The organism is Pseudomonas sp. VI4.1, assembly GCF_002029345.1.
Classification (GTDB): Bacteria; Pseudomonadota; Gammaproteobacteria; order Pseudomonadales; family Pseudomonadaceae; genus Aquipseudomonas.
On record NZ_MULM01000095.1, the window covers coordinates 1 to 23,358 of the forward strand.

The following is a 23,358-nucleotide window of genomic DNA, read 5'->3' on the forward strand; positions in this document are numbered from 1 at the left end:
CGAAAGCGGTCTATCAGCCAATACATGTGTCGACTGACACGCCGCCTTCGCTGGCAAGCCAGCCCCTACAGGGGGGCGACCGGCTGCTCCTACAGTGTTTTGCCGGCTTAAACCGTCGGCACCGTCTGCGCCATATCAGCCTGGCGCTTGCGGTTGGTCAGGAAGTAAGCGCCATAGCACAGGGCAATAAAACCAAAACCCCAATACAGCGACGGACGCTGCGTCTCGTCCAGCGCCAGGAATACGAACAGCGAGCAGCACAAGGCGATGCACAGCAGCGGCAGGAACGGGAACCACGGTGCGCGGTATTTCAGGTCGCTGAGCTGGCCGCCTTCCCGGATGAAGGCGCGACGGAATTTATACTGCGCCAGCGCGATCACGATCCAGGTCACGGTACCGGCCATGCCGCTGACGGCCATCAGCACCATGAACAGGGTGTCGGCGGCAATGAAGCTGGTCAGCAGCGACACCAGGGCAAAGCACAGGGTGATGCTCAGCGCCCGCAACGGCACGCCGCGAGAACTCAAGGGCGCGAGGCTTTTCGGGGCCATGCCGGTTTTCGACATGGCCCAGAGGATCCGCGTCGAGGCATACAGGCCGGAGTTACCTACCGAGAGAATCGCAGTGAGGATCACGAAGTTCATCAAGTCGGCGGCGTAAGGAATGCCGACCATGTCGAACACCTGCACGAACGGACTTTCCATCAACCCGGCCTGCTGCCATGGAACGATGGCCGACAGCACCACGATGGCGAGCACATAGAAGATCAGCACCCGGAACACCACGTTGCGCACCGCCTTGGGGATGCTCTTTTCCGGCTGGTCGGTTTCGCCAGCGGCAACGCCCATGATTTCGCAGCCCTGAAAGGCGTAGACCACCGTCATCATCACCGCGAACACCGCCGATAGACCGTTGGGGAACAGCGAGTCGCCGATCAGGTTGGTCATCATCGGCGCCGGGGCGCCGCTGGTCAGCGGTATCGCGCCGAAAATCACCAGGACCCCCACGATGATAAAACCGAGGATCGCCGCCACCTTGATCCCGGAGAACCAGTATTCCGCTTCACCGAAGGCGCGAGTGGCCAGGGCGTTCAACCCGAACAGCACCACCACGAACAGGGCCGACCAATACCAGATGGGAATGCTCGGAAACCAGCGCACCATCAACATGCCCGCCGCGGTGAACTCCAGGCCGACCGTGGTCGCCCAGCTCATCCAGTACACCCAGCCGATCATGAACCCGGTGGCGGGCCCGATGTACTTTGTGGCATGGGTCTGGAACGAGCCGGACACCGGCATCTGCACCGACAGCTCGCCGAGGCAGACCATCACCAGGTACATCAGGAAGCCGGCCACCAGGTAAGCCAGGATCGCCCCCATCGGCCCGCCCTGGTTGATGGTGACGCCCGAGCCCATGAACAACCCGGTGCCAATCACCCCACCCAGCGACAGCATGAAAATGTGCCGGCTTTTCAAGGCTCGGGTCAGTTGGATGCCTTTACGTTCGATAGATTCGCTCATGGCAGCACCTCTCAAGACTGGGCGAGGTGCGCGGCGGATGACAGGAGGTCATCGCGCGGGGAAAGATCAGCTTTACGGCAGTTCATTATTATTATCTCCAATAAGCTTCGAAGACCGCGTCCAGCGCGGTTGTGCCGATTATTGGAAAGCCATGTAAGTTCGCGTTGAAGCTGAAGATCAAAGTTGTACAAAGTCGTAACGATTTTGTACGTCAGGCGTGCAACACGTCCGCCAGTACCGCTTGCGAACCCTGCAACACCCCATGGAACCTCGGCACCAGCGCTTGCACCGCCGCCGTGTCGTTGCCCAGTGCCGCCTCTTCCAGGGCGCGCAAGACCTCGGCCAAGGCGCAAAAGCCCAGCGAGTCACTGCTCCCGGCCAAACGGTGGGCCAGATGCGCAACCTCGGTACAGTCACCGGCTTCGATGGCTTCGAGCAGCGCCACGCGGTGCTGGGCAATCGAGTCGCGCAGCACCCCCAGCAAACCCTGGAGTTTCTGCTCGCCGAGCAAGCTGCGATGGGTGTGCAGCAACTGCCAGTCCATCAGTTGCCCGCCCAGCGGATGAGTGTCCGCTGCCGGCTCGGGCATCGGCCGTTCACCGGCCAGTGCCTGGCGCAGGTTGTCGAGCTTCAGCGGCTTGGCGAGAATGCCTTGCATGCCGGCATCCAGATAACCGCGCACCAGCGCCGGCTGCACGCTGGCAGTCAGGGCGAAGATCCGGCTGTGTTGATTGGGCCCCGGTGTGCGGCGGATCAGCTTGCACAGTTCGACGCCACTCATGCCCGGCAGATGCACATCGAGCAGAATCAGCTCGAAGGAGTGCCGGCGGCAGAGTTCCAGCGCTTGCTCGGCATCTTCCGCGAGGCTGACCCGATGCCCGTCGCGCTCCAGCAGACCGCTGACCACCTCGCGGTTCAGCGCCACGTCTTCGACCACCAGAATGCCCAGCGGCTGAACCGGTGAAGTGGCGCGCGTGACAGGCGCCGCGGCCAAAGCCGGTTGCAGCGTCAGCTCGAACCAGAAGCAACTGCCCTGCCCTTCCTGGCTGTCGACTCCGATGCGCCCGCCGAGCAACTGCACCAGGTGTTTACTGATGGCGAGTCCCAGCCCGGTACCGCCATAACGCTGGGTCACGTCTTCGTTGGCCTGGGTGAAGCGCTCGAAGATCTTTGCCTGCACCGACGCCGCGATGCCGATGCCATTGTCGGTCACGCTGAACCGCAGGCGTTGCCCTGTGGCCGGGTCGCCCGCAGCCAGTAGCGCGACGTCGACGCTGATGTGTCCGGCCTCGGTGAACTTGATGGCGTTGGCCAACAGGTTACTCAAGACCTGACGTAAAAATTGCTCGGCGCCACGGCAACGATCGTCGACCTGCGGCTCAACCCGACACTGCAGTTGCGTGCCATTGCTCAGCCCTCGCGGTTCCAGCAGCGTCAGTACCTCATCGAGCAGTTGCCTGAGCGAGAAGTCGACCTGCTCCGGATGGCTTTCGCCTTCCTCCAGCCGGGCGAAATACAGCACTTCGTTGAGAATCGTCAGCAGACCTTCGCCGGCTTTGTACAGCGCTTCCAGGCGTTTGCCATCGCGCTCGTCGAGGCTGGCGCCGCGCAGCAATTGGGCCATGCCGAGAATGCCATTGAGTGGCGTGCGCAATTCATGGCTCATGGTGGCGAGGAAGCGCGACTTGGCGAGGTTGGCCGCTTCGGCCTCATCCTTGGCCCGCAGCAGGCTGGCCGTGCGCCGCTCGACCATTTTCTGCAGTTCGTCGCGTTTGTCCTGCAGCGCCAGGCGGTCGACTTCGCGACGGTGGATATCGCTGAGAATCGCCCGGCGCATGTCATCCAGGGCGTGAGCCACGGTATCGATTTCGTCTTCGCGGCCGGTGCTGCTTTTGTCCAGGCGCAAAGGTTCATGCCAGTCACCGGCGGCAATGCGCCGGGCGAAATCGGCCATCACCTGCAAATGCCGAGTCACCAGCCGGTAGAACAACCCCGACAGCGCCACCGCCAGACCGCAGAGGAACACGCTCATCCATAACAGGCTGGTCAGGCCGGTGGCGTACAACCGGCTATACACCGCGTCCAGGTCGGTACTGACTTCCAGCTCGCCCAGATGCCGCGACAGGCCGGACGGCGGCTGGTAATTGAGCTGGAAACGCTCGATGCGCAGGGGGCCGGCCGGCGCGGGGCTGCCTTGCAGCAGGTCGAAATCGGGACTGCGCAAATGCACCCGGGCCACATCGGAAAAATCCACCAGGCCGCGCAGTTGCACATTCAACTGCTCCTGGTTCAGATCCCAGAGGCTGCGTTCCAGGCTGGCCAGGTAGCCGGCGCGGATCAACTCCATGCGCGAATCGATATCGCGCATTTCACGGCGGTACTCGAAATACAGCTGCACGGTGCTGGCGAGAATGGTGAAGCACAGGCTGAACAGCAGGATGAACAGCAGCAGGCGGCGCAACAGGCCGCCGGGGCTGGCGCGGCTCATGGCGCGTCCGCCGGCAGCTTGATCATGTCGCGATAGGTGGCTTCACTCTCGCTCAACCAGCGTTCGATCTCGCCCGCGTCAACCATCCGCTGCAGTTCGGCGTCGATCGCGGGCATGCGCTCGGCCAGCGTGGAGCGGCGCGATACGGCGACCCGCAAATAGTCGACGTTCAATGACTGGGGCAAGGCCTGGATGTCGGCGGCACCCGGCAGGTTTTCCACAAACAACTGCCCGGTACGCCGCTCATGGGTGATGAAGTCGATTCTGCCGCGAATCAGCTTGCCGAAGTTCTGTCGACTGTCGGAGACCCATTCGATATTGCCGTGCCGGGCGACGAAGCGATCGAAGTCCAGGCCATAGCTTTCACCAAACAGCAGGCCGCCGCGGTAGTTGCCGAGGTCTTCAAGCCGTTCGAACTTCACCGGGTGTTGGCGGTTGAAGAACACCGCGACCTCTTCACGCAACACCGGTACCGTCGAGAAGCGCATGCTCTGTTCGCGCTGCGCCGTGCTGTAGGCCAGGACCACGTCAACCCGGCCTTCGGCGGCGTCCAGCAGGCAGCGCTTCCAGTTGCCCAGCACGACGATCTCGACCTCGTACCCCAGGTTGCCAAATAACGTCTTCACCACACTGAGCGCCAGGCCGCGCACCTGTTTGCCGTCGCTCCAGGAAATCGGTGGGTAGACCGGATAATCGCAGTAGCGAAGGGTCTCGGCCGCCACCGATGTGCCGGTCAGTGCCAGCAGTAACCCGAGCAGTCGCCACATAGGGTTCAGGCAGCCACGCTGGCGGTGAACAAATAACCGGCGCCATGGATGGTAATGATCAGTTGCGGCTCGGCAGGGTCGTCATGCAACTTGCGCCGCAAGCGCCCGACCAGCACGTCGATGGAGCGGTCGTTGGGTACCCATTCACGGTTGCGGATCTGATCCATCAACTGATCGCGGCTCAAGGTATGCCCGCTGTTGCGCAGGAAGACACTGAGCAACTGGAATTCCCCCTGGGTCAGCAGGGTTTCGCCCCCGGCATCATCGATCAGGCGGCGGCGATCGGTGTCCAGTCCCCAGGCAGCAAACTGTTTGACCTGACGCAGCGCCGGCGCGGCTGCTGCAACTGGGCATGGCGCACCCGGCGCACCAGGTTTTTGGCCCGCGACACCAGTTCACGCGGGTTGAGGGGTTTGATCACGTAATCGTCAGCGCCGCATTCGAGGCCGACGATGCGGTCGATTTCGTCATTGCGCCCGGTAATCAGGATGATCCCGACTTCCGAGCGCACCCGCAGCTCGCGGGTCAGGGTCAGGCCATCCTTGCCCGGCAGGCGGATGTCCAGCATCACCAGGTCGACCGTGTTGGTCGCCAGAAAAGTTTCGGCCAGTTCCGCCGTAGCGGCGCAATGCACGTCGTAACCTTCTTGCGAAAGATAGGCATGAAGGAGTTCGCGAATCAGCAAATCGTCGTCGACGATCAGTACCCGAGGAGTCATCGCTTGGTGTTCCTGCATAAGCCCGATGGGCATGTTTCTTATTAGAATCTGTTTCGCTTGAGCGGCAGAGAGTAGCTATAGCTGAACGATCGATCAACAGCCCTCTGTCTGCAAACTGAAACGCTGGCGACCGCCGGCCTGCAAACCATCGACCCAGGCTTCGCAAATCTGCATGCCCTGGCTCGGGGTGAAGGTGCCGGGGTTGAGTCCCGACTCCAGCCACAAGCCATCGAGCAGCGCGCTCAGGCTGATGGCGGCAAGGTCCGCATCGAAAGCCTCCCAGCCCTCTTGCCGGGCCAGATCGTTGAGCACCTTGCGCAACTCGCTGCGGTATTCGCCATAGGAATGCTCATGGGCGAGATTGATCGCTTCGGCGGTCTTGACCGCGCCCCAGAACGCCAGCCAGGCATCCAGCAGTTGCGGGTCCAGCAGTTCGGCGGAGAACGAGGCGCGAAAAAACGCCGACAAACGCTCACGGGCATTCGGTGCGGCTTGCTCCATGGCGTCGCGTAACAGGCTCATGACTCGCCCGGTGACCGCCCGATAGGCTTCGGCCACCAGTTCGTCCTTGCCGGAGTAGTGATGGCTGATCAACCCGACCGACACCCCCGCTTCAGCCGAGATCTTGCGGATCGAAGCCCCCTGGAAGCCATGGCGCTTGAGGCACACCAGCGTCGCCTCGATCAGGTTGGCCTTGCGCAACTCCGGCTCCATTCGGGAAAAGCGGGCTTCCTGGGTCATGGGCATCGATCTCCTTGGAACAGTCGTTGGGCCGGTCTTTTGCGGCCACTGAGCTGAACAACTGTACAGCATCTCTATAGGAGCGACCTTGCTCGCGATGGACTCAAGAGTGGCGCGTTTGTTCAGAAAACACGCGTTATCGTTAACGTCCATCGCGAGCAAGCTCTCTCCTACAGGGGGCACACCTTTCACTTAACTGACTGGCATTGGAGCAAGCCCCCCGCCTCAGGGCATTGCGCTCAATCCCGATAACCCGGCGCCACTCGATCCGCCAACCGCAACAGCGCCGACCATGCCAACTGCATGGCATCCGGATCGTTCAATTCGCCTTCCGCCAATGGCCGACCCGGCTCGTTGAACTGGCGCTCGGTGTGCTCGCAAACGGCCGCCGGTGGCAGCACCAGTTCGCCGCAGGCCTGCGCCGCCAATTGGATCTCGCAGGCTTTTTCCAGGTAGTACATGCGCAGAAACGCCTGGCCGATGCTTGCTCCAACGGTCAACAAACCGTGGTTGCGCAGCATCAACACCGTCTTGTCACCCAGGTCATGCACCAGTCGCTGCTGCTCGCCCAGATCCAGCGCCACGCCCTCATAGTCGTGGTAAGCGACCCGTTCGTAGAACTCCATGGAGATCTGATTCACCGGCAACAACCCGCACTTCAACGCCGCTACCGCGCACCCGGCCCGGGTGTGGGTATGCAGCACGCACTGTGCATCTTCGCGGGCACGGTGGATGGCGCTGTGAATCACGAAACCCGCCGGGTTGACCGGATACGGCGACGGCTCCACCGCACGGCCGTCGAGGTCGATCTTGACCAGGCTGGAGGCGGTGATTTCGTCGAACATCAGCCCATAGGGGTTGATCAGGAAGTGATGCTCGGGCCCCGGCAGACGCACCGAGATGTGGGTGAAAATCAGGTCACTCATGCGAAAGTGCGCGATCAACCGATAACAGGCCGCCAGCTCCCGGCGCAGGCGTTCTTCGGTAAGACGTCGCTCTGTAACAAGTTGCTCGCTGGAAACCTGCTCGGCAGCGCCAGCCGCCGGATGTGCAATTTCATTCATTGTTTCTGCTCTCTGGGCTGATCGTCTGCGCGAAGAATAGGACTCGACGTCCCAATCTATTTATCCGCCATTAAAAAAACAAGTTGATTTTTTACTAAGGGTAAATTTCTATAGCGAAATAATAACAACGCCGAACCCCCTGTTTTTCCAGCTTCGGCTCGCCTGGAGTATCGCACCATGCCGACTTCCACCCCAGCGTTCGCGCACCTGTTCGAACCGCTGCAGATCCGTGGCAAGCGTCTCAAGAACCGCATCATGTCCAGCGGCCACGACACTTCGATGCCGACCGACAACCTGGTCAACGAGCAACTGATCGCCTATCACCGGGCGCGTGCCGAAGGCGGCGTCGGGCTGATCGTGCTGCAGGTTGCCGGGGTGCATGACAGTGCGCGCTACACCTCCCATGTGCTGATGGCCACCGATGACGCCTGCATCGACGGTTATCGACAGCTGGCCGACACCTGTCATGCCCATGGCACGGTGGTGCTCTCGCAGATTTTCCATCCGGGCCGGGAAATCATGGAGTCCAGCGATGGCTTGCTGGCCGTCGCCTACTCGCCTTCGGCGGTACCCAACGAGCGTTTTCGGGTCATGCCGCGCGCGCTGGATCAAGCCATGATCGACGAGATCGTCGCCGGTTATGGCGCGGCGGCCCGGCGTTTATACCAGGCCGGGCTGGACGGCGTGGAAGTGGTCGCCAGCCATGGTTACCTGCCCGCACAATTCATCAACCCGCGGGTCAACCGGCGCACTGACGGCTACAACGGCGACCTGCAACTGCGCCTGCGGTTTTTGCGCGAAGTCATTGCGGCGGTCCGCGCCAACACCGATGAGCAGTTCATCATCGGCTTGCGCATCAGTGCCGATGAGCGCGACCCCGAAGGCCTGACCGAAGACGAGTCGCTGGCGGCGGTCAAGTCATTGCAGCAGCAACTGGATTACGTGCACATCGTCGCCGGCACGTCGGCATCGTTGGGCGGTGCGGTGCATATCGTGCCGCCGATGGCCATCGAAGCGGCCTACCTGGCCAAGGAGGCCGGGACGTTCAAGGCCAGCCTGTCGATTCCGCTGTTCGTCACCGGGCGCATCAATCAGCCGCAAGAAGCCGAGCTGATCATTGCCCGTGGCCAGGCCGATGTCTGCGGCATGACCCGCGCCCTGATCTGCGACCCGCAGATGCCAAACAAATCCAATGCCGGACGCAGCGAGGATGTGCGCGCGTGCATCGCCTGCAATCAGGCGTGCATCGGGCACTTTCACAAAGGCTTGCCGATTTCCTGCATCCAGCATCCGGAGACCGGTCGCGAGCTGATTTTCGGCAAGCTGCACGCGACGACCAACCGCAAGCGCATCCTGATCGCCGGCGGCGGCCCGGCCGGGATGAAGGCGGCCGCCGTCGCCGCCGCACGCGGGCACGAGGTCACACTCTACGAAGCCGGTGCACAGCTCGGCGGGCAAATCCTGCTGGCGCAACTGCTGCCGCGGCGCAGCGAATTCGGCGGCGCCAGCACCAACCTGCAGCGGGAAATGCACCTGGCTGGCGTACGCGTGGTGTGCAATACCCGCGTCGACCGGGCGCTGGTCGAACGCGAACGGCCGGACCTGGTGATTGTTGCAACTGGCGCCGAACCCTACTGGCCGACCTTCGACCGGGGTGGCGACCTGCACGTGGTGGATGCCTGGCAGGTACTGCGCGACGAGGTCACGCCGGGACGCTCGGTGCTGGTGGTCGACTGGCGGTGCGACTGGATTGGCCCTGGCATCGCCGAACGCCTGGTGCGTGCCGGCCATCAGGTGCAGCTGGCGGTCAACGGCACCCATTGTGGAGAAAACCTGCCACTGTACGTGCGCGATCAATTGGCCGGCGAACTGCACAAGTCGGGCATTCCCATCACACCTTACGCCCGCCTTTACGGCTGCGATGACAGCGCCGTGTACATGCAGCATACCGCCAGCGCCGAGCCGATCATTTTCGAAGACATCGACACGCTGGTGCTGTGCCAGGGCCATCAGCCGGTGGATACCCTCGGTGCGGAACTGCAAGGGCTGGTGGAGTTCCGGCGGATCGGCGACTGCCTGGCACCGCGCACCGCCGAAGAAGCGATTTATGAAGGCTTGAGGGTTGCGTGGGACCTCTGAGGCTGCTCTATACTCCCGGCCTTTGCCAGCCATCAGGCCCGAGGGTTTCAACCCGCTCGGGCACCGTCCGTTTCGGAGCACGCAATGAGCAACAGCAGCAACCTGCCGCCTGCCAGCGCGCCCGCCAGTCAGCCCGCTGCCGCAGGGCCGCACTTCCTCGGCACGCGCATTCGCGGCCTGCGCAAACGCCGGGGCATGACCCTGGCCGCGCTGGCAGACATGAGCGAGCTGACAGCGGGCTACATCAGCCAGCTGGAACGCAACCTGGCCTACCCGTCGATCCCGGCGCTGTTCAACATCGCCCGCAGCCTGGGCGTGACCATCCAGTGGTTCTTCGCCAGCGAAGCCAGCACGGCCCCCGAGGACAGCGGTTATGTGGTCCGCAAGCACAGCCGGATGAGCGTGCATTACGAAGACGGCATCGTCGACCAATTGCTGACCCCGCAGCCCAACCGCCAGCTGGAGATCCTGCATTCGCGCTTTCCACCAGGCACTTACAGCCAGCAAAGCTATAGCCATGAAGGCGAAGAAGCCGGCTACCTGCTCAGCGGCAGTTTCGAGTTATGGGTTGGCGAGCGCCATTTCCAGCTCAACGAAGGCGACAGTTTCAGTTTTTCCAGCCAGGAACCCCATCGCTACGGCAACCCCGGCGAGGTGGACGCGGTGGTGATCTGGGTGATTACCCCGCCGACGTTTTGAAGGGTAAAAACAACAAGGACGCTGCCGGAACGCTTGTTCCGGACAGTGAACTTCAGTCAAGTCGGCGGGCCACAGTCCGCCAAATAATCCTCAACAGCGGCAGCAAACCCGGCGCGCAGCTCGGCCACTGAATCGGCGTGAAAGCTGATGATGTCACGCACACTCAACACCCGGCCGACGAAGATGTCGTCCCGCTCATCAAACTCGACTCGGGCCGCATAGCCCTTATAGGTCATGCTGTTCATAGCTCAACTCCTGTTCGTTGAAGATTTTCAAGCGAGGGCAGAAACCAGGTGTTCAATCATGTTCGCTCGCAAATTAAACATCCGCGCAAGGCGCGTGTTTAAACGTCCTACTGCTTACCTCCTGAAAGCTACAACACCTTGCGTCGTTGCCTACGGGTACGCCAGAATCCGCCGGCTTGTGCGCCTTGGGGCCGCTAGGTAACTTGATTCGTGTCACTGCCCACAGTGATCGGGTTTAGCAGCCCATTGATAACCTAAGACGTGCAACGCTCCTATCAGCCAGGTTTTTTGCCTGCATTTTGATGGTGGCTGTGCGCAGGGCGCCCTTGGGCGCGCCGGTTTCTTAGGTTCACCGGTCTGCTAACCTGCGTGCAGCTGCCACCCTCTTCGTTTAGCAGCAAAGGGGTTGGCACACCTTCAGGAACCTAGAGTATGTTCAAGGTCACACCCAATCCCCCGAACACCCAGCATCCCCAATCAAACCCGATTCAAACATACACAACGAGGCTGCCGAACACGCCCTCGATTTTCACTTCCCCTCGACTGCCGACATCAAGGCCACCCCGCGCACACCCAGCACGCTGTTTACCGTCGACCCAAAGGCGACGACCGAGACCCTCATGGTTTATCTGGTCGAAACGCTGGCCTCGGTCGATGTGATTGTTCATCACGTGGTGGATCATCTGGACGGCGGGTCGCGTCACGCCTTGTTGGGCATTTCCAATAGCATCATGCTGGCAGAAATCACGGCGAATCAGCTGCTGAATCAGATCGATCCGCGTGAGTAGCTGGGGTTGACTGAGGCCGAATGTGAGTAAGCCCTGCGGCCTGTGCTGCGGTCTCTTTTTTCGGGACCGCATTTCTGCCAAGCGGCGCCAAGGCCGATTCGTCTGGCCAGATACTCGGCACGGTTCGCAGTTGGAACTCATTCCCGAACATGATTCACCGACCCCAAACGGGTTTAAAAAAACAAGAAAAAAGCACCCAAAAGGGTGCTTTAAGAACAAAAAATAAACCAATCACGATCTTGGGTCGAATCTCAAATGGCAGGACCGGGGCATAACGCAAATTCAACAGCGCCCAGTCCGATGGGAAACCGGGGTGGAAATGTCGCGGATACCACGACCACTCCCACCCCCGACCGGCAGCATTGTTATCAGCGCGCACTCACACAGGCTGTCGCCGACTTTGCAGCCGTTGTTTATCCACCTTGTGTTCATGGCCCTGACGCAATCGCAATGCCGCTATCGCCGCGAGCACCAGGATAATCGCCACGATTTTCATGCCGTTCATGGCATTGCCGGTACTTTGCTCGATCAACCCCATCACGGAGGGGCCGACGAAACCGCCCAGCAGGCCGCACGAGTTGACGAATCCCAACCCTCCTGCGAGCGCCGCGCCCTTGAGTCGCGAAGCGGGGTAGAGAAAGATGATCGACTGCACGACGAAGAACATCACCGCCGATATGCAGAAGCCCAGCAGACTGATCACCGGTCCCGCCAGCGAGGCGATTCCCAGGCCTGCGGCCATGGTCAGCAAACCCGCGACCAGCATTTGCCGGGCACGCGCCGGCGTGGTGGCAAATCGGGGCAGTGCGATAGCGCCCGCAGCGGCCGCCAGCCAAGGCAGGGAAGTCAACAAGCCGATCTGCAAGGTACTCAGCTCGCCGTATTTGCCGATGATGCCGGGCAGGAAAAAGATCACCGTGTAGATCGTGATCTGGTGGCAGAAGTAGACCAGGATCGCCAACAGAATCTGCGGGGTCAGGCATTGTTTGAACGAGTGACCGCCGGCGCCTGCGCCCTCCTCCGATTCAGCGGCCAACCGCCGTTCGATCTGCTCGGCTTCGGCGGCGCTCAGCCAAGGCGCCTTGCTGGGACGGTCCGGCAATTTTTTCCAGACCACCATGGCGAAGAACACCGCCGGCAGGCCCTCGAGCATGAACATCCACTGCCAGCCACGCCAGCCCCACACACCGTCCAGTTGCATGAGCGCGGCACCCAGTGGCCCGCCGATGATGTTGGCGAAACACACGCCCAACAGAAAATAACCGGTAGCCCGGGCCCGTTGTTCGCGGCCGAACCAGTATGTCAGGTACAGCATGACGCCAGGGAACAGCCCCGCTTCGGCGATGCCCAGCAGCAGACGCAATACGTAGAACGACGTTTCGCCCTGGACGAACGCCATCGCCGCCGAGATCAAACCCCAGGTGACCATGATCCGCGCAATCCAGAACCGCGCGCCGACCTTGTGCATGATCAGGTTGCTGGGCACTTCCGACAGTGCGTAGGTGAGAAAGAACAACCCGGCTCCCAGCCCGTAGGCGGCAGCGGAAATGCCCAGGTCGATATCCAGTTGATGCTTGGCCAACGCGATGTTGGTCCGGTCAAGAAAGCTCAGCACGTAGGCCGCAATCAGCAACGGCATCAGCTTGACAAACATCAACTTGTTCAGCGTCGCCGAGTCTCGGGGGGTATCAGGTGTTCCGATGGTTCTTGTTATTGTCATCGCGCAAACCTCTTGCAGCTACAGCTGTAGAGAAGCCCCGGCAACGCTGGCCGCCGTGAGCAAAAAAAAGCTGAGCTGACTGTTTTTATGAAGAGGACAGGTTTCGTTGTCAACACCAGGCGCCGACCACCCAGGCCGGCGCCATCATGACAACGCTATTAAAAATCGACCTGGTCCTTGCCCTTGAGATCGAGCATTTCCCGCGCCTCATCCGGCGTCGCCACGCGCCCGCCCAGGGCTTCGATCACCGTGCGGATGCGCTTGACCTGATCGGCATTGGACGCGGCCAGCTTGCCGGGCCCGTCCCACAGCGAATCCTCAAGGCCGACGCGTACATGGCTGCCCATCGACAGGCCCATGGTGCCCAGCGGAATCTGATTGCGGCCGGCACCGAGAATCGACCACTGGTACGCGTCGCCGAACAGGCGGTCGGCCGTACGGCGCATGTGCGCCAGGTCCTCGGGATGTCCACCGATGCCGCCGCGCAGACCGAACACCGACTGAATGAAAATCGGCGCCTTGAGCAACCCGCGCTGCAGGAAGTGTGCGGCGGTGTACAGATGGCCGATGTCGTAGCATTCAATTTCAAAACGGGTACGGTTCTCGGCACAGGCGTTGAGAATGTGAGCGATGTCGCGGAAGGTATTGCGGAAGATCCGGTCGTCGCTCTCGGCCAGGTATGGCCGCTCCCAGTCGTGCTTGAATTCGGTGAAACGATCGAGCATTTCGTACAGCCCGAAGTTCATCGATCCCATGTTCAGCGACGCCAGTTCCGGCTTGAGTTGTGCCACAGGCTGCAGGCGTTCTTCCACGCCCATGGTCGGCGCACCGCCGGTGGTGATGTTGATCACCACGTCACTCTTGGCCTTGATCTGCGGCAGGAACTGACGAAACAGGTCGACATCCTGACTCGGCCGCCCATCGATTGGATCGCGGGCATGCAGGTGCACAATCGAGGCGCCGGCCTCGGCGGCACCAATGGCGGCGTCGGCAATTTCCTGCGGGGTGATTGGCAAGTGCGGCGACATCGACGGCGTATGGATGGCGCCAGTGACGGCGCAGGTAATGATGATCGGGCGATTTTTGGACATGAGTGTTCTCCGTTCTTGTTCTTGGCGAGAAAGTTATTGGGGTCACTCGACGCGGATTATGTCCGGCCGTTGTTGTAACTGAAGTCGATACGCTTAGAGGTACTCGACGTTGCCATCGACGCTGATGGCCTGGCCGGTCACGTTGCGTGCGGCGGGCGAACACAGGAACAGCGCCATGGCGGCAACGTCCTCGGCGGTGACCATGCGTTTGAGCGAGATCTTTTTCAGGTACTCCTCACGCATCTGCGCTTCTGGCACGTTCATCTGCTCGGCGCGGGCGCGAATCACCCCGTCCATGCGCGGGCCTTCGACGATGCCGGGCAGCAAGGCGTTGACGCGGATGTCGCTTTCACCCAACTCGGATGCCAGGGATTTCATCAGGCCGACGATGGCCCACTTGGTCGCGGCATACGGCGTGCGCCAGGCGTAACCCAGGCGGCCGGCCACCGACGCGATGTGGATCAGATGTGCGTTGGGTGACGCTTTGAGCAGCGGCACCGCGTGATGGGCAAAGCGGTATTGCGCCGTGAGGTTGATGTCGATGGTGCGCTGCCATTCCTCGTCGGTGACCGCATCGATCCCGGCGGTCGGCCCGGCGATCCCGGCGTTATTGACCAGGACATCGAGGCCACCGAACTGTTCGCGCTGAACCTTGAATACCGCCTCGATCTGCGCCGGGTCACCCACATCGGCACGGGTGGCAACGCTGTCCGGGTAACGGTCGCGGAATGCTGCAATGGCGGCTTCGCTGACATCACACACATGCACTTTTGCACCCGCCTCCATGTAAGCCGCTGCCAGCACTTCACCGATCCCGGCCGCGCCGCCAGAGATCAGCACCCGCAGGCCGGTGTAGGGAATCAGTCGATTGAGAACGCTCATGCTTTCTTTACTCCAGAAACCGGCGACCGTGACCGGTCGCCCTTGTCGATCAGGCGTGCCAGGGAGTCGGCCGCCTGCATGATGTCGTCGGTGACTGCCGCCCGGGCCGCAGCCCCATCACGCGCGGCCAGGGCCTCGACGATGCGGTTGTGCGCTTCCATCGAGCGCTGCAGGTGCGCTTTGTCCGGTGCGACAAGCGCAAAGCAGGGGCCCATGTGCAGCCAGAAATTCTCCACGGCGGCGATGGTCAGGTCAGCTTTGGCCACTGCATAGATGCGCCGGTGGAAGGCGAAGTTAGTCCACAGGTAGCGGGCCACATCGACGCTGTCGGCGGCTTGCTGCATCTGGTCGCACAGGTGGCTGATGTCTTTAAGGTCGGCGTCGTTGAGCAGGATGACGGCCTTCTCGGCCAACAGGCCTTCGAGCGCAACCCGGGCGTCGCGGATCTCGCGCAGTCGTTCGGGGGTCATCATGCGCACACGCAGGCGGGAGGTCTCGGTGACTTCGAAGGCGTTCTCTGCGCTGAGTCGATTGAGTGCTTCGCGCACCGGCATCGGGCTGGAACCCAGCGCCTCGGCAAGACCGCGGATGGTCAGTTTCTGGCCTGGCTGGAAGCGGCCGCTCATCAGCGCTTCACGGATCTGACGGTAGACCTGATCCTGCAGGGTGTCGCGGGAAACCTGACGCATGGTGGGCAGGAGGATTGGGCGATCTGTCATGAGGAAGGGCTCACATTGGACGTTCTTATGGCTCCAATATGTGATCACAAATAACATATGTCAAATTAATTTTGGGCTGGGTATGTCGCTCTTGCCCTACTCCGCGCCTGATGCCCGGTTCGCGTATTTACGCAATTTCCGGCCGGCTTTACCCCGGGTGCGCATATCGAAGTGCGGATACCGGGCAGCAAGCCCGTCAGGTGTGGCATGGCTGTAGAAGAGCTTCGATCCTAGCAACGGCCCCGGCGCCCCACTGCCCGAAACGCGCAAGTGTCATTCCGATTCTGCAACGCAATCACCTGGTCGTGTGCGACCACGATCCTCGTAGGAGCTGGCTTGCCAGCGAAGAGGCCGGTGCATTCAACATCTGCTTCGCCTGACACTCCGCTTTCGCTGGCAAGCCAGCGCCTACAGGGGTTTGCGGTGTTCACGCGAGGGCGCAGGCACCGCCGAACCCTGTAGGAGCTGGCTTGCCAGCGAAGAGGCCAGTACATTCAACATCTGCTTCGCCTGACTCTCCGCTTTCGCTGGCAAGCCAGCTCCTACAGGTGTTTGCGGTGTTCCGCGGGCGGCGCGACAATGACGCCCGCTATCAAACCCAGTTCACAGAAAGACTACGCCAACCTTTATGACCACCCCGAAAAAGCGCCTGAGCCGATACAACCCCGCCAGCGAGGATTTCAAGAAGGAAGAGTTCCCCTTCTACTGGCTGGCTCGCCTGCACGGCCGCTACTCCATGGCCATGGAGAAAGCGTTGAAAAAAATCGATATGGACATCCCGCGCTGGCGGATTCTGTTCATCCTCAAGGAGAACGGCGAGTCGAGCATTTCGGAAATCTCCATCCATGCCATCGCCAAGCTCTCGACCATCACCAAAATCGTCTATCGCATGAAAGCCGACGGCCTGGTAGAGACCAATACCAGCGCCAGCGACGGGCGGGTGACCCAGGTCTCTCTCACCGAGATCGGCCGCCATACCATCGAAGAAATCCAGCGGGGCACCAGCGATATCTTCCGCACCAGTTTCAAAGGCCTGACCGAGGCCCAGATCACCAAGCTGAACAGCACCCTGGAAATCATATTCAATAACCTGCCAGAAGACTGACCCGCGACGGCCACTGCAACACATCTGCCTGAATCAGGTTGAACCTTTACGATCTGGCGTAGCCCCTATTCTGAGGAACGCTCGATCACAGGAGGAATGACCATGATTGACGAATCGATAATCCGCCAATTAGCTTATGAATTGTGGGAAAGGGATGCTCGTCCGGATGGCGCTGAAGACCATTATTGGCGGCTCGCTCGAGAGCAGCTTGAGAAAGAAGGACTGCAGGCTGAAGGTGGCGAAAAAGCTGACGAGGATGACTGGCCGGCCAAAGGCGAAGCCGCCCGCTACTCAGGCGCGTAGTGTGTGCGCTGATGATGAAGAGGCTCTTCGTTCAGGCGAGGGAATGAAGAGCCTCTTGATACATCCCAGTGCGCTATCACAACACTCATGGCCATCATCACCATTTATCAGCAATGTAAAACATGACACTTGCGACACCCATCATGACGAGCGCCTTGAATATCGGGTACCCAGGCCCCTGGCATGAAACGTACTGATATATACCCGATATCAAAAAAAGTGCGCCTACACACAGCACGATGATTGATATCCACCGCTGGACCCGGAATCTGTCTTTTTTGCTGCCGTACCAAAACATCAAGATCCTCCCTGAATTCCCAAACCTGACAATACATTGTGCTGCGCATGCGGTCACGGAGGGCAGCGCCTGACTGGGGATACCCCATGAGCAATATCCACCCCTCCGACCGCGCGCCGATAAGTAATAATCCTGGCTCTATATCGGCGGAGTGAGCACCGATGCGATATCGCTCTCCGTAGCGAAGGTGAGAAACGCGAGGTGGGCCTCGTAGCGCTCGAGCACGTCGTCAATCACCTGTTTAGTGAGGCCCATCAGGTCATAGCCGCCATTTGCGCAGTCTTGGGTCGTCTCTAGCCATTCCGGACGACCGCGTCGAAAAACAAAGACATCTATTTTATATTTGAGCCCCACGGACACAATCCCGTCCCTGAAATGACGGCTCAATATCGTAGTCGTAAATCCTTCGTCCTTGATGGTCCGGCACTGCACATATTTGTTGTCACGTTGCGCTGCAACCACACCAGCCAATACTGCCAAGTCTCGCGAGCCCCGCTCGGTGGCTCGGGTCATGACATGTCAGCTGAGCATGCCGAGCTGGCAGTAGATCGCTTGTTCGAATCGCCCTCTCCCGTCATCACCGTCGAGTTTCAGGGCGGCGAACCACTTCTGGCCTTCGACCGAATTCGACAAATTGTTGGATTAGTAGCGGCTCGTAATGTAGCCGAGCAACGAAGCATCCAATATGTGATCACGACCACGCTCCACCATTTGACTGACGAAGTCCTGGATTTCGCGGAGCAGCATAAATTCCAATTTTCAACGTCTCTGGACGGTCCTGCGTTTTTGCACAATGCCAACCGGCCGACACCTTCAAAAGACGCCTATGAGCGCACCGTAGAAGGTATTGACCGAGTCCGAGCAAGACTTGGTCACGATGCCGTATCCGCATTGACCTGGTGCGCATGTACGTCGACCTGGGCGAGGTGACCGAGGAAAACCGCACAACGATCCGCGAGACCAGTGCCGAGCAACTGATCGCCACCGCGCAGCGGATCTTGCAACCCTACACACTGGAAGTGAAAAACGTCGCCTGGTTTTCTGTCTACGAAGTCGGCCAACGCCTGACCGATCGTTTCGACGACTCTGTCGACGCCGCGGGGAACGATCGCGAACCCAGAATATTCATTGCGGGCGACGCCTGTCACACCCACAGCGCCAAGGCCGGGCAAGGGATGAATGTCTCGATGCAGGACGCCTTCAACCTGGGTTGGAAAATGGCAGCCGTGCTTGAAGGCCGCAGCCCCTCCAGCCTGTTGGCCAGCTATTCACAAGAACGCCAGCCAGTGGCGCAAGAGCTGATCGGCTTCGACAAGGAATGGAGCGCCGCAAGGCGCTGTCCCTGACAACGCCTGGCCAGACCCTGCTGAACGAGTTGAAGCCACGCGTAGAAAACGTCGAGCAGGTCCTGACGCAACACCTGAGTGCTACCGAGCGCGATGCCTTGCGTAGTCTTATTGGGCGGCTGTTGATTCCTGGCGAATCGTGAGTCATCCGATTCGCCGAATCCGAGAGCAGTCTAAAAGAACGCCTGCAGACCGGTTTGGGCTCGGCCCAGGATGAGAGCGTGCACGTCGTGGGTACCTTCATAGGTGTTGACCACTTCCAGGTTGACCAGATGCCGGGCTACGCCAAACTCGTCGCTGATACCGTTGCCACCAAGCATGTCCCGGGCCAGGCGGGCGATATCCAGCGACTTGCCGCAGCTGTTGCGTTTCATGATCGAGGTGATTTCCACCGCCGCGGTGCCTTCATCCTTCATTCGACCAAGGCGCAGGCAGCCTTGCAAGGCAAGCGTGATCTCGGTCTGCATGTCGGCAAGCTTTTTCTGGATCAGTTGGGTCTGCGCCAAGGGGCGACCGAACTGTTTGCGATCCAGGCAGTACTGCCGAGCGGTATGCCAGCAATCTTCGGCTGCCCCCAGCGCTCCCCAACTGATGCCGTAACGGGCAGAGTTCAGACAGGTAAAAGGACCTCTCAGGCCACGCACATCCGGGAAGGCGTTTTCCTGCGGGCAGAACACGTTGTCCATGACGATTTCGCCAGTGATCGACGCACGCAAGCCGACCTTGCCATGAATCGCCGGAGCACTCAGGCCTTGCCAGCCTTTTTCCAGAACGAAACCGCGAATCTCACCGGCATCGTCTTTAGCCCAAACCACAAACACGTCGGCGATCGGGCTGTTGGTGATCCACATCTTGGCACCGGTCAGGCGGTACCCGCCGTCGACTTTCTTCGCCCGGGTGATCATTGAGCCCGGATCCGAGCCATGGTCTGGTTCCGTCAGGCCGAAGCAGCCGATGTATTCGCCACTGGCCAGCTTGGGCAGGTATTTCTGTTTGGTGGCTTCGTTGCCGAATTCGTTGATCGGCACCATCACCAGCGACGACTGCACACTCATCATCGAGCGGTACCCGGAGTCGACACGTTCCACTTCACGGGCGATCAAGCCGTAGCACACATTGTTCAGGCCACTGCCGCCGTAGGCTTCGGGAATGGTCGCGCCCAGCAGTCCGGTTTCGCCCATCTCGCGGAAGATCGCCGGATCGGTCTGCTCGTGCCGGAACGCCTCCAGCACCCGTGGCGCCAGTTTGTCAGCGGCGAACTGTTGGGCGCTGTCGCGCACCATGCGCTCTTCTTCGGTGAGTTGCTGATCCAGCAACAGCGGGTCGATCCAGTTGAAGCTTGCCTTGTTGGCCATGGGTAATTCTCCGTGTCCGTTCTTGGGTGTTTTTGTTTTGTCAGTCGAGGCGTTCGATAACGCAGGCAATGCCCTGCCCCAGGCCAATGCACAGGCTGACCAAGGCGTACCGACTATGCCTGCGTTCCAATTGACGCACCGCGCTATACGCCAGGCGCGCACCGGTGGCGCCCAGCGGGTGACCGATGGCAATGGCCCCGCCATTAGGGTTCAGGCGCGGATCATCGAACGCCAGGCCAAGTTGTTTGGCGCAGCCGAGTACCTGCGCGGCGAAGGCTTCGTTGATTTCGATCAGATCCATATCGGCCAGGCGTAGATTGGCCCGTTGCAGTGCCTTGATAATCGCCGGCACCGGGCCGAGCCCCATTAGCCGCGGTTCAACGCCGGCGATGGCGCCGGCCAGGATCCGCGCGCGTGGTTCAAGCCCGTATTGCTCGCCAATGGCCTGCGAACCGATCAGCAATGCGGCCGCACCATCATTCACCCCCGAAGCATTGCCGGCCGTGACTACGCCCCCCTCGAATAACGGGCGCAGTCGCGACAAGCTGGCAAAATTGCTGTCGGGACGCGGATGCTCATCGCACTCGACCCGCTTGGGTGGTTGCTTGCGACCTTGCGTTACTTCGATTGGCAGGATTTCGCCGGCATGAAAACCGTCCTGTACGGCTGCCTCGAAAAGTGCCTGGCTGCGCGCCGCATAGACATCGGCTTGCTCGCGACTGATACCGAGCTCGCGGGCCACGTTGTCGGCGGTTTCCGGCATCGAATCGGCACCGAATTCACTTCCACCTGCGGATTGGGGAAGCGCGCACCGATGGTGCTGTCGAAGGCGCGAAACTCTCGCGAGTAGGCATTTTCCGCCTTGGCGATCACGAAGGGCGCGCGACTCATGCTCTCGGCACCGCCCGCGATAAACAGCTCACCCTCCCCGACTTGCACTGCGCGGGCAGCGTCGAGCACTGATGCCAACCCCGAACCGCACAGGCGGTTGACGGTCAGGCCACCCACCGTAGGCGGCAGTCCCGCCAGCAAAGCCGCGTGGCGACCCAAATTACGTGCGTCCTCACCGGCCTGGTTGGTGCAGCCGACAATCAGGTCTTCGTAGTCTTGGGCAGCGAACGGGTTGCGCGCTATCAGGGCGCGCACGACCGAGGCCAGCAGGTCATCGGGGCGCACACTGGCCAGGGCGCCCGCGTGGCGGCCAAAGGGCGAACGCAGGCCGTCGTAGATGTAGGCATTCATGCTGATTCCTCGGCAGTGGTCAGGGGCAGGCCGAGCTGTACGCGGCGGCGCAGCCAAGGGCTGAGCCGATAACGCGGCTCCTGATAGAGATCGTGCAGTGCCTGCAGGATCTGCTGGATGTTCATGGCCCCGTATTGATCGCCGAAACCCAGCGGGCCGTGGGGGTATCCCAATGCCAGCTGCACCGCACGATCCAGGGTGGCGGGATCGACGATGCGCCGCTGAGCGATTTCGCACCCCAGATTGACGATACTGGCGAGCACACGCTGGGCGATGAAACCGGGCGAGTCGTTGATCACCTCCACCGGCACACCATCCGCGCCTAACGCCTGCCGCGCCTGCGCCAGTACGTTGGCGTCCAGCCCCGGATGACGCATCAGCACTCTGCGGACGTCAAAACCGGCAAAGGTTTCCAGCGCCAGGCTGCGGGCGACAGGGAGTTGCCGGCGGGCGATCGCGCTGCTGGCGTCTTCACCCAGCGGCGTGACCAGGCAGATAGCATTCGAGCCAGGTTGCTCACCCTGCTCCAGCACCGCACCGGCACTCGCCAGCACGGCGCCGATCTTGTCGCGCATCGCAGCCTCACGGCAGTCCAGCCAGAACGGCTGATTGATAGCCACCTGCGGCAGCTCCACTCGGGCGTCTTCGACCACTCGGCCTTCCTCATAGCGATAGAACCCCTGCCCGGTCTTGCGCCCGAGCAAGCCAGCGGCAAGGCGTGCCGGCACCAGCGATGAAGGGGTGTAGCGCGGATCCTGATAGAACTGGTCGTGGATCGACTCCATCACCGCATGGGAAATGTCCAGACCGACCAGGTCGAACAGCTCGAACGGCCCCATGCGAAAGCCCAGGCAATCCCTGAGAATCCGGTCTATCTGCGCCGGCGTGGCAATACCTTCGGCGAGAATGCGCAGCGCTTCCGGGCCGTAGGCGCGGCCAGCATGATTGACCAAAAACCCTGGCGAATCCGGGGTCACTGCGGCGAAGTGCCCGGCGTGGTGTGCCAGCGCCGACAGCCGTTCGATGACCTGCGGATCGGTCCGTTCCCCGCGAACCACCTCGACAATTTTCATCAGCGTGACCGGATTGAAGAAGTGAAAACCGGCGACCCGCTGAGGATGCTCACAGGCGCTGGCGATCAGGGTGATCGACAGCGACGAGGTGTTGCTGGCCAACACTGCATCGCGGCTAACCAGTTGTTCCAACTCCCGGAACAGCTTCTGTTTGGCCTCGAGATTTTCGACGATGGCCTCGATCAGCAGGTCGCAACCCGCCAGTTCCTGCAGCGTGTGCGCCGCGCGCATACGCCCAAGGGTGCCGGCCAGTGCTTCGGCACTGATCTTGCCCTTGGCCGCTGCACGCTCCAGTAATTCGCGATTGTGCCCAAGCGCTTGTTCGGTCGCTTCGCTGCGGCTGTCGTGCAGCAGCACCTCGACCCCTGCGCTGGCAAACAACTGGGCAATACCACGACCCATTGCTCCACTACCGATGACACCGATCTGTTTAAACGTGGTCATAAGAACTCCTCAAAGCGCGTGTTCCAACGCTGGAACCGCCTCGAACAGATCAGCCACCAGGCCGTAATCGGCGATCTGGAAGATCGGCGCCTCTTCGTCCTTGTTGATCGCCACGATCACTTTAGAGTCTTTCATGCCGGCCAGGTGCTGGATCGCGCCGGAGATACCGACCGCGATGTACAGCTGTGGCGCGACGATCTTGCCGGTCTGTCCGACCTGCATGTCGTTGGGGACGAAACCGGCGTCGACCGCGGCGCGGGAAGCGCCAACAGCCGCGCCCAGCTTGTCGGCCAGGGTGTACAGGTATTTGAAGTTGTCGCCGTTCTGCAGGCCACGGCCGCCGGACACGACGATTTTGGCAGCGGTCAGTTCCGGGCGATCGGACTTGGCCAGTGCTTCGCCAACGAAGCTGGAGATGCCAGCGTCGTGGGCAGCCGCAACGGCTTCAACCGATGCCGAACCACCTTCAGCGGCGACCGGGTCGAAACCGGTGGCCCGCACGGTGATCACTTTGACCGATGCATTTGACTGCACAGTGGCGATGGCGTTACCGGCATAGATCGGGCGCTTGAAGGTGTCAGCGCTTTCTACCGAGATGATCTCGGAGATCT

At 61.0% G+C, this 23,358-nt stretch carries 18 protein-coding genes and 4 pseudogenes; 7 read left to right on the plus strand and 15 right to left on the minus strand.

Annotated features, from left to right (window positions below):
• Nucleotides 1-107: 107 nt before the first annotated feature.
• The 6 genes and pseudogenes from BZ163_RS04460 to BZ163_RS04485 all read right to left on the minus strand — a co-directional run bounded on the left by BZ163_RS04460 (nt 108) and on the right by BZ163_RS04485 (nt 7,298).
• Nucleotides 108-1,520, minus strand: coding sequence for an amino acid permease (locus BZ163_RS04460; RefSeq protein ID WP_128869934.1), 1,413 nt, complete (start codon nt 1,518-1,520; stop codon nt 108-110).
• A 211-nt stretch (nt 1,521-1,731) separates the two neighbouring features.
• Nucleotides 1,732-4,008, minus strand: a complete 2,277-nt coding sequence (locus tag BZ163_RS04465; protein WP_128869935.1) for an ATP-binding protein — start codon at nt 4,006-4,008, stop codon at nt 1,732-1,734.
• Complete coding sequence (locus BZ163_RS04470; RefSeq protein WP_128869936.1) at nt 4,005-4,775, minus strand: ABC transporter substrate-binding protein; 771 nt, start codon at nt 4,773-4,775, stop codon at nt 4,005-4,007. The genes BZ163_RS04465 and BZ163_RS04470 overlap by 4 nt, the downstream gene beginning before the upstream one ends.
• Nucleotides 4,776-4,780: 5 nt before the next feature.
• Nucleotides 4,781-5,493, minus strand: a pseudogene (locus BZ163_RS04475) (response regulator).
• Between the two features lie 93 nt (nt 5,494-5,586).
• Entirely contained in the window at nt 5,587-6,234 is a 648-nt protein-coding gene (locus BZ163_RS04480; RefSeq protein ID WP_128869937.1) for a TetR family transcriptional regulator C-terminal domain-containing protein, read from the minus strand.
• Between the two features lie 239 nt (nt 6,235-6,473).
• On the minus strand, nt 6,474-7,298 hold the full coding sequence (locus tag BZ163_RS04485; protein WP_128869938.1) for a class II aldolase/adducin family protein: 825 nt from the start codon (nt 7,296-7,298) through the stop codon (nt 6,474-6,476).
• 177 nt (nt 7,299-7,475) lie between these two features.
• Between BZ163_RS04485 and BZ163_RS04490 the strand changes: the two genes are divergently transcribed.
• Both BZ163_RS04490 and BZ163_RS04495 read left to right on the plus strand, forming a co-directional pair.
• Entirely contained in the window at nt 7,476-9,437 is a 1,962-nt protein-coding gene (locus BZ163_RS04490; protein ID WP_128869939.1) for an FAD-dependent oxidoreductase, read from the plus strand.
• A 102-nt stretch (nt 9,438-9,539) separates the two neighbouring features.
• Nucleotides 9,540-10,136: a cupin domain-containing protein gene (locus tag BZ163_RS04495; RefSeq protein WP_168187310.1), complete on the plus strand. Its 597-nt coding sequence runs from the start codon at nt 9,540-9,542 to the stop codon at nt 10,134-10,136.
• Nucleotides 10,137-10,192: 56 nt separating this feature from the next.
• Here the strand turns inward: BZ163_RS04495 and BZ163_RS04500 are convergent, their stop codons facing one another.
• Complete coding sequence (locus BZ163_RS04500) at nt 10,193-10,381, minus strand: type II toxin-antitoxin system HicB family antitoxin (protein WP_256578930.1); 189 nt, start codon at nt 10,379-10,381, stop codon at nt 10,193-10,195.
• A gap of 432 nt (nt 10,382-10,813) precedes the next feature.
• On the opposite strand from BZ163_RS04500, the pseudogene BZ163_RS04505 reads away from it, so the two are divergent.
• A pseudogene (locus BZ163_RS04505) lies at nt 10,814-11,169 on the plus strand (DUF6124 family protein).
• Nucleotides 11,170-11,548: 379 nt separating this feature from the next.
• On the opposite strand, the gene BZ163_RS04510 reads toward BZ163_RS04505, so the two are convergent.
• The 4 genes from BZ163_RS04510 to BZ163_RS04525 form a co-directional block, all read right to left on the minus strand.
• On the minus strand, nt 11,549-12,889 hold the full coding sequence (locus BZ163_RS04510) for an MFS transporter (protein WP_128869941.1): 1,341 nt from the start codon (nt 12,887-12,889) through the stop codon (nt 11,549-11,551).
• 158 nt (nt 12,890-13,047) lie between these two features.
• The gene (locus BZ163_RS04515) at nt 13,048-13,980 is read right to left on the minus strand and encodes a 3-keto-5-aminohexanoate cleavage protein (RefSeq protein WP_064677006.1); all 933 of its coding nucleotides are present in this window, start codon (nt 13,978-13,980) and stop codon (nt 13,048-13,050) included.
• Between the two features lie 93 nt (nt 13,981-14,073).
• A complete protein-coding gene (locus tag BZ163_RS04520) occupies nt 14,074-14,862 on the minus strand; it encodes an SDR family oxidoreductase (protein ID WP_128869942.1) in 789 nt (262 codons plus the stop codon).
• Nucleotides 14,859-15,581 carry a GntR family transcriptional regulator gene (locus tag BZ163_RS04525; protein WP_128869943.1) on the minus strand — a complete coding sequence of 241 codons (723 nt, stop codon included), beginning with the start codon at nt 15,579-15,581 and terminating at the stop codon, nt 14,859-14,861. Before BZ163_RS04525 ends, BZ163_RS04520 begins: the two co-directional genes overlap by 4 nt.
• A gap of 628 nt (nt 15,582-16,209) precedes the next feature.
• Here BZ163_RS04525 and BZ163_RS04530 point away from each other — a divergent pair.
• The 4 genes and pseudogenes from BZ163_RS04530 to BZ163_RS04545 all read left to right on the plus strand — a co-directional run bounded on the left by BZ163_RS04530 (nt 16,210) and on the right by BZ163_RS04545 (nt 18,633).
• Nucleotides 16,210-16,686, plus strand: a complete 477-nt coding sequence (locus tag BZ163_RS04530) for a MarR family winged helix-turn-helix transcriptional regulator (RefSeq protein ID WP_128869944.1) — start codon at nt 16,210-16,212, stop codon at nt 16,684-16,686.
• 102 nt (nt 16,687-16,788) lie between these two features.
• Nucleotides 16,789-16,989: a DUF2934 domain-containing protein gene (locus BZ163_RS04535; RefSeq protein WP_168187309.1), complete on the plus strand. Its 201-nt coding sequence runs from the start codon at nt 16,789-16,791 to the stop codon at nt 16,987-16,989.
• A gap of 631 nt (nt 16,990-17,620) precedes the next feature.
• Nucleotides 17,621-18,184: pseudogene (locus tag BZ163_RS04540) on the plus strand (radical SAM protein); the annotation flags it as partial.
• Nucleotides 18,185-18,192: 8 nt separating this feature from the next.
• Nucleotides 18,193-18,633, plus strand: a complete 441-nt coding sequence (locus BZ163_RS04545) for an FAD-dependent monooxygenase (RefSeq protein WP_128869946.1) — start codon at nt 18,193-18,195, stop codon at nt 18,631-18,633.
• 173 nt (nt 18,634-18,806) lie between these two features.
• Here BZ163_RS04545 and BZ163_RS04550 read toward each other — a convergent pair whose 3' ends face one another.
• The 4 genes and pseudogenes from BZ163_RS04550 to BZ163_RS04565 all read right to left on the minus strand — a co-directional run.
• Complete coding sequence (locus tag BZ163_RS04550) at nt 18,807-19,988, minus strand: acyl-CoA dehydrogenase (protein ID WP_128869947.1); 1,182 nt, start codon at nt 19,986-19,988, stop codon at nt 18,807-18,809.
• Nucleotides 19,989-20,028: 40 nt separating this feature from the next.
• Nucleotides 20,029-21,230, minus strand: a pseudogene (locus BZ163_RS04555) (3-oxoadipyl-CoA thiolase).
• Nucleotides 21,227-22,747: a 3-hydroxyacyl-CoA dehydrogenase gene (locus BZ163_RS04560; RefSeq protein WP_128869948.1), complete on the minus strand. Its 1,521-nt coding sequence runs from the start codon at nt 22,745-22,747 to the stop codon at nt 21,227-21,229. The pseudogene BZ163_RS04555 and the gene BZ163_RS04560 overlap by 4 nt, the downstream one beginning before the upstream one ends.
• A 9-nt stretch (nt 22,748-22,756) precedes the next feature.
• A partial coding sequence (locus tag BZ163_RS04565) for an electron transfer flavoprotein subunit alpha/FixB family protein (protein WP_218190495.1) occupies nt 22,757-23,358 on the minus strand: 602 nt, incomplete at its 5' end.